Origin of the sequence: Shewanella hafniensis (genome assembly GCF_019655335.1) — a bacterium.
GTDB classification, from domain to species: domain Bacteria; phylum Pseudomonadota; class Gammaproteobacteria; order Enterobacterales; family Shewanellaceae; genus Shewanella; species Shewanella hafniensis.
Genome location: NZ_BPFD01000065.1, coordinates 21,173 through 28,033 on the forward strand (window position 1 = coordinate 21,173; position 6,861 = coordinate 28,033).

Below are 6,861 nucleotides of genomic sequence, written 5' to 3' on the forward strand. Positions count from 1 at the left end.
CTTCCAAACACGACGGCCCTGAATTCACTATCACTAAACTTAAATGCGCTAATATAGAAATAATTCATAAAAAACATCACAGTACAGCATATTTTCAGACACTCAAAATTATACTGACATTTTTTGCGCTAAAATCAGCGAATTTCTTGGTGTGACGCTGTTTGCACAAAATTCACCCACGCAAACACCATATCCTTGTTCCTGCAAAAAACAAGCGCGATCTAAGATTAACCATTGCTCGAGTACAGTGCGGAATAAATGCGCCACTAAATCGATGCGGCGAGTTAATTGTTGTCTTTGTCGCCCTATCTCAAGCCAAGCCTCAAAATCCCTGTTTTTCGCTAAATTAACCGCCTTCGTCTGCGCCGCCCACAGGCAAAAATCCGTAAAACTGCCGCTCAACTGGCTCTGTTTTAACGAAGGTAAAGGTAAATATGCGTCGATTTGCCGACATTGACGTTGCAGTGCATCAAAGCCTAAGCGCCACGCGATTTCTTGATGGCGTAGCGCCTGCTGTTTGGGATTAGCGATCACGCTCTGCTGCAGCGGTAACTGTAAATCATGGCGGCTAAGCTTTAGGCTGCTCTGCTGAGCAAGATTGGATAACGGCTGATAATGGCTCGCGTGAATTAAATGATAACAACAGGGGGAAATCGCCAATGCCTGCGTGCCCGCCTCGGCCGCCAGCGTTAACAGCCGAACATGCAAATCACCGCAGGCATGCAATGCAACCGCTTGCTGCTGTGCGGTTAAGGCATTAGTTGTTAACGGATTGGCTGCTGAGGGATGTTCAACTGTGGTTATGGATGTGTTTGTCGCAGCATGTTCTGCACCAATAGCAAAGGCATCGGCACAAATAAAGGTTTGCGATAACTGCCACTTATCGGCAAAGGCCTGCCCTGCTTCACATAATGGCGCTTGCCACTCTAAGCTCAGCACATCGGCACCGCGTGCTTTGGCAATTAAGCGGCCCAAATGCCCTTTACCCGCACACCATTCCAGCACAGGTAAATTAAGCTGGGGTAAATGCTGCACAAAGGCGGTAATTTGCTGCCATTTACGGCCTTTGATGTGCGCACTGAAATGCGCTTCATCGTCAAAGGACAAACCGCCTTGCTGCGCTGCGGTGTTATCCGCAAGCGACGGTTCAGCCACGCCAGCCTTATCAGTAACTGTCTTATCATTAAAAACCGTACGTTCGGCAATGGATGCGGTGAGCAATGACAAGTCCCAATCTTGGCCTAATGCCCTAAGATCGTGGTTTAATGCCGGTGACAATGCCTTGGCCAGCAAAGATTGCTCGGCGTCGAGTCCATCAAGCTCATCGTCAGCCAGCGCCCACACAGCTTCGGCCAACTGCGGAAAATCCTGTGCCCAAGGTAAAGCGTTCACTTCAAATGCACGCACTTGCCACAGGGCAGTACTCTGTTCAAGCAACTGATTAAGTTCGATAAATTGCTGTGAGTAAGTGAGTTGTTGCTGCAGGTTATCTTGGTTCACGTCATGCCCAGTGTAAAAAATACTTGTCTCACCTTAGGCCAAGGGAATGCGCCCTAAAGATGACTTTATGCGAAAAAATGTTAGTATCGCGGCCTTTAAAGACTCAACCATATCGTTAGCTTAGAAGACTCGGTTAACTAGCTTCTATTAACCAGCTTCGGTTAACTAGCCATAATGCTCCAGAGGACACCTATGCTTTCACCTTGCGTCGCACGCTGCGGTTTAAATGATGAAGACTACTGCATGGGCTGCTTTCGACATATCGATGAAATCGTCAGTTGGCGCACAAGCAACGAAGCGCAACAGGCGGCCATTTGTCAGCAACTCCCCGCCCGTAAAGCTTTATTTGAAGGCAGTGAAAATCAGCATATTTTAAGCCGTGATAAATGGTTAGCTGCCGAGGCGCGTTTAACCGACAAGGACTAAACCCGTCCGCTAACGCCATCCTCTGCGCAATCTCATCCAGCTAAAGCCAGCAAGACTATTTTTTTAGCATTGATTTCAAGTCGGCAAAGGGATTGTAGGTCGCCGCCGCTTGTTTCGTTTCTGTGGTGCTGCCGTAACGGATGAGTTCTTCGAAACGAGAATGTTCATTGTCGTGGCAGTACAGGCACAATAACTCCCAGTTTGAACCGTCTGACGGGTTGTTATCGTGGTTATGATCGCGATGATGCACTGTCAGTTCACTTAAGTTTTTCGGGGTAAACTCGCGGGTACAACGGCCACACACCCAAGGATAAAGTTTTAACGCCTGCTCACGGTAACCGCTCTCACGCTTAGCTTTGTACTCCCGCGCATCGGCTAATACTTTATCTAACTTACTCTGGCCTGGTACTGACGACATAATGTAATCCCTAAAACAAACCCTAAAAAAATTGCCCCAAGGATAATCCGAGTTATCACTTGGGGCAATATATCCCGCACTTTACGGGCCAATGGTGCGGGATTTATCGACGTAAATGGCTCAGCCGGCCTAGGTCATTGATCTCAATTTAAGTCACATGGCCTTGATCGGCATTTGAGAGATGCAAATAGTGCAAGTATTTTTCATACTGAGTCACTACATCCGCGAGGATTTGCTCTTCGGTATACCCCATCACATCGTAATGCTGACCACCTTGTTCTAAATACACTTCGGCGCGGTAATACAAGGTATTGCCCTGCTCGATTTCAGTCCCTATAGGGTTAGTGATTTCGAAACAACGGGTGCGTACTCCGTAAACAAAGGGCAAGTTCACCTCATTGCTGATCACCAAACGTACGCGGCCATCTAAGTATTCGAGATCCGCCACTATACCTTTGGTCATAAAGTGTTGGCACACCTTAGATAAAGCAGGCGTCGCAACATTATTCAAGAACACTTGCGCTTCTTCATGGGTGGGATGCGACACGAGCACCCCAATGCGTTCTTCCCAGCTCATGTTGGTTTTGGCGTATTGCACACTGGTATTGTGTAATTGCACGCTGTTGATCTTAAGCCAGTCATTCTTCAGGGCTTTAAATAATCCCAGACACATGAATAACATCACCACGAGGAACGGCATGGCGCTGGCGATCGCCGCCGTTTGCAGCGCCTGTAAACCACCAGCTAACAACAATACCGAGGCCACAACCCCTTGCAATAGAGCCCAGAAGATCCTCTGCCATACGGGCGCATTGTTATCGCCGCCCGAGGTCAGATTATCAATCACTAAGGACCCCGAATCCGACGAGGTCACAAAGAAGGTCACGACTAAACAAATCGCAATCCCTGAGAGTAAGGTGGGGAACGGCATGTGCTCGAAAAACACAAACAAGGCCACTGACACATCGGTATTCACCGCCTCGGCAAGGTAGGTCGCGCCTTGATTCATAATCGAATCAATCGCCGAGTTACCAAACACTGTCATCCACAGGAAGGTCAGCGCCGATGGTACAAATAACACACCAATCAAAAACTCACGGATGGTACGACCGCGGCTCACGCGCGCAATAAAGGTACCGACAAAAGGTGACCAAGAAATCCACCAGCCCCAATAGAGCAAGGTCCAGCCGCCAAGCCAATCTTCCTTATGTTGATAGGCGTACAAGTTAAAGGTTTTACCAACCAAATCACTTAAGTAACTGCCAGTGTTTTGCACAAAAGCCTGCAACAGCATGACTGTAGGACCCAAGATCAAGACGATAAGCAATAAGATAATCGCGAGGCCAAGATTGAGTTCGCTTAAGCGTTTGACGCCTTTGTCGAGGCCAGAAAACACCGACAAGGTCGCGAGCAAGGTAATGCCGATGATCAAGCACACTTGCACTACAGCATTATTAGGTAAACCTTCAAATAGATAACTCAGACCCGAGTTAACCTGCAACACCCCAAAGCCCAGTGATGTCGCCACCCCAAACATAGTGCCGAGCACGGCAAAGGTATCGACAATATGGCCAATAGGACCATAAATGCGTTCACCAATTAAGGGATAAAGGGCGCTTCGTGGCAGTAGCGGTAACTTATGACGATAGGAGAAGTAGGCCAGACTCAATGCCACTACGGCATAAATCGCCCAAGCATGCAGTCCCCAATGGAAGAAAGTAATCTTCATCGCCTCTTTTGCGGCGGCGAGACTCTCAGGTGTAGCATCTGGCGGCGCCAGATAGTGCATTACAGGTTCGGCGACCCCAAAAAACATCAGGCCAATACCCATACCTGCCGAAAACAACATGGCAATCCAGCTTTTATAGCTGTAATCCGGTACAGAATGATCTGGCCCGAGTTTGATATCGCCAAAGCGACTGACCATGACAAAGATGATAAAAATCAGGAAAAACGCCACGCTCAGAATGTAAAGCCAACCGGCTTTCACTTCTATCCATGACTGTATTGATCTAAAAACGGTGTTAGCCTCTGTGGGCCATACTGCACAAATCATCACCATCAAGATGATGAAAAAGACCGACGAATAAAATACCGGCGGATTAATACTCGACTTGATCGACATTGACTCTCCCTATTTCTAGCGGGTTCACTCTCCAAATATCTCAGCGCACCAACGGAGAGATAGAACAAAACTTATACTCAAAATATGTTTAATGCTGCGGGGCTCATCTATGACCAGTATGGGCTCAATCCCACAGATCAATGCAACGACTCGCTATGGCTAAACGTGACAGGATCTGAAAAACGGGATTAACAACACACGACTTTGACAGCCGATGATTGATGGATAAATAGCGTGAACACCACTAAGGCAGTCAAAGCATGCCTTTAGCATAAAACAAATTTATAATTAGAATATTCAGCACAAAAAATGGCGACCATATTGGTCGCCAAAAAATTATACCACAAAAATCATCAAATTTAATTTTAAACGCTAAATCGCTTGAACCAACATCCGATTAATTAGTCGGTGTTTGCGAAATGCCAGCGGTTAAATTAAAGCGCATCGCCTCTTCAAACGACCAGTCGACCATGATTAGATCGTCCCGTTTGATCAAGCTCGTCACGCCCGCCATTTGGTAACTCAATTGGAACAACACAGGCACCCAATCGCCCTCAGGCAACGCATCTAACAATGGCTGCGGCGGCGTATCTGTCATGATAAATCCCACCACAAAACTGCCATTAGCCTGCTTCACTAACACTGTCTTTTGGCTGGTCGGCTTGCCATCTCGATTCATCAAAGAGGCAATATCACGGATACTGCCATAAACCGATTTAAACAGTGGGAAACGCATCAACTGGCGCTCAAGCCAACCATAAAGCCACACTATCGGGCTGACTGAAAACAACAGGCCCACCGCAAAAACTAATGCCACCACCAGCATAAAACCGGCGCCGACAAAGTGTTGGTTAATCCCTACCAACTCTAAAATCACAATTCCTAAACCATCTAACGATACAAACAGCGACCAAAACAGCCACAAACTCAAGGCCATAGGTAATAGATTCATTAAGCCGCGGGCTAAGGTTTTCTTCATCACACTCTCATTCGGTCATAGGGATATAGTAGGCACAAAATATTTACGCAAAAAAACGCCACAAATGCTACCACAGAGTCACTTTTGCACCAGCACATGATGTAAGGTATCTGACTCTTATTCGTCTCAAGCATAGAGATAGCGTTCAAAATCAGAGCCCAGTCTGAGCCATTCTAAGGAAAGTAAAATGCGCGTAACCCGCTTAGATCATTTGGTCTTAACCGTAAAAGACATCGCCGTCAGCGTCGAATTTTATCAAACCGTGCTCGGGATGAAGAAAGTGGTATTTGGCAATCAGCGTATTGCGTTAAGTTTTGGCGACCAAAAGATCAATCTACATCAAGCGGGCGCCGAATTTGAACCTAAAGCTGCAGCAGCCACGCCCGGCAGTGCCGATCTGTGTTTTGTAGTCAGCCATAACATAGAAGAAGTGATCGCCCATTTAAACGCTCTTCAGATTGAAATCATTGAAGGCCCAGTGCTACGAACCGGCGCCACAGGCCGGATAAACTCAGTCTATATCCGCGACCCAGATTGTAACCTGCTTGAGTTATCAGAATATCTGCCCGCCTGTACTGGGTAAGCGAATTTTGGTAAAGGTAAGCGAAGTTAGGAAAGTATAATCAGTCAGTTCTGCGAGCGCACCGCAACCAGAACTGCAGCGGCCGTTATACTGGTTCACTGTTGTTTGCGATAAGACTCTCGACAGTTGAGTGGCATTCATTGTCATTGTTTCTCCAATTGACTCGCCGCCCTTTCATTTAAGAAAGTATCCCTATAGGCTCAACGACGACATTAATGTCGTCAAGGGTCACTGTAGCAACAATGCCAATCCTCACGACCCCTCTAGCTGTTTGTACTGGTCAGCTAAACTACTATTGCCCCAAAGCAAGATAACTTTATCGTCAGTTGTGCAGCATGAATTGTCATTGTTTCCCCAGTGACTCGCCACCCCTTGATTTAACAAGAAGTATCCCTGAGGGCTCGACGACGGCATCCATGCCGCCAACGGTCACAGTTGCAACAATGCCAATCTTAACTAACACTTCAGCTGTTCGTTTAGCTAAAAAATATTGCACCTAAGTGTGCCACGGCTCGAAGATCAGCCCTTTGTTATCTGATAATTTGAGATACTTAAAGTAATGGGTACCCAAAAGAAAGACCTGACCATGAGGGATTGCAAAAATCGTTACAGTGAATCAGACTTGCCTAGTTTGGTTCAGATGAGAAACCGTTTTTTGACTGCAATTTTTATCTCATATTGTTTATAGTGTTTTAGACTTAAAGCTGATAAATTTTATTTAACACAGTCTATCAGCTACGTGTTTTTATTCTGTTCGATAAGTTTTTTAAAAGGAGTTTTTATGGATGAAAATAAATTGATTGATTCTCTGGTAATCGTGTTGACTGATA

Annotated in this window: 6 protein-coding genes; 2 read left to right on the forward strand and 4 right to left on the reverse strand. The window is 46.4% G+C overall.

Translation table 11 applies throughout. The features are described 5' to 3' along the window. Positions 1-108: 108 nt before the first annotated feature. Positions 109-1,500 (reverse strand): methyltransferase, encoded by a 1,392-nt coding sequence (locus K5Q99_RS16590; protein WP_220777481.1) that lies wholly within the window; start codon positions 1,498-1,500, stop codon positions 109-111. A 192-nt stretch (positions 1,501-1,692) separates the two neighbouring features. On the opposite strand from K5Q99_RS16590, the gene K5Q99_RS16595 reads away from it, so the two are divergent. Next, positions 1,693-1,926, forward strand: a complete 234-nt coding sequence (locus K5Q99_RS16595) for a DUF1289 domain-containing protein (protein ID WP_220777482.1) — start codon at positions 1,693-1,695, stop codon at positions 1,924-1,926. 55 nt (positions 1,927-1,981) lie between these two features. Here K5Q99_RS16595 and K5Q99_RS16600 read toward each other — a convergent pair whose 3' ends face one another. The 3 genes from K5Q99_RS16600 to K5Q99_RS16610 all read right to left on the reverse strand — a co-directional run bounded on the left by K5Q99_RS16600 (position 1,982) and on the right by K5Q99_RS16610 (position 5,448). Next, positions 1,982-2,344, reverse strand: coding sequence for a YajD family HNH nuclease (locus K5Q99_RS16600; RefSeq protein WP_028760525.1), 363 nt, complete (start codon positions 2,342-2,344; stop codon positions 1,982-1,984). A gap of 148 nt (positions 2,345-2,492) precedes the next feature. After that, positions 2,493-4,469 carry a BCCT family transporter gene (locus K5Q99_RS16605; protein ID WP_220777483.1) on the reverse strand — a complete coding sequence of 659 codons (1,977 nt, stop codon included), beginning with the start codon at positions 4,467-4,469 and terminating at the stop codon, positions 2,493-2,495. Positions 4,470-4,866: 397 nt separating this feature from the next. Then, a complete protein-coding gene (locus K5Q99_RS16610; protein WP_220777484.1) occupies positions 4,867-5,448 on the reverse strand; it encodes a DUF502 domain-containing protein in 582 nt (193 codons plus the stop codon). A gap of 187 nt (positions 5,449-5,635) precedes the next feature. On the opposite strand from K5Q99_RS16610, the gene K5Q99_RS16615 reads away from it, so the two are divergent. Then, positions 5,636-6,031 (forward strand): VOC family protein, encoded by a 396-nt coding sequence (locus K5Q99_RS16615; RefSeq protein ID WP_006085321.1) that lies wholly within the window; start codon positions 5,636-5,638, stop codon positions 6,029-6,031. The last annotated feature ends 830 nt before the right edge of the window (positions 6,032-6,861 follow it).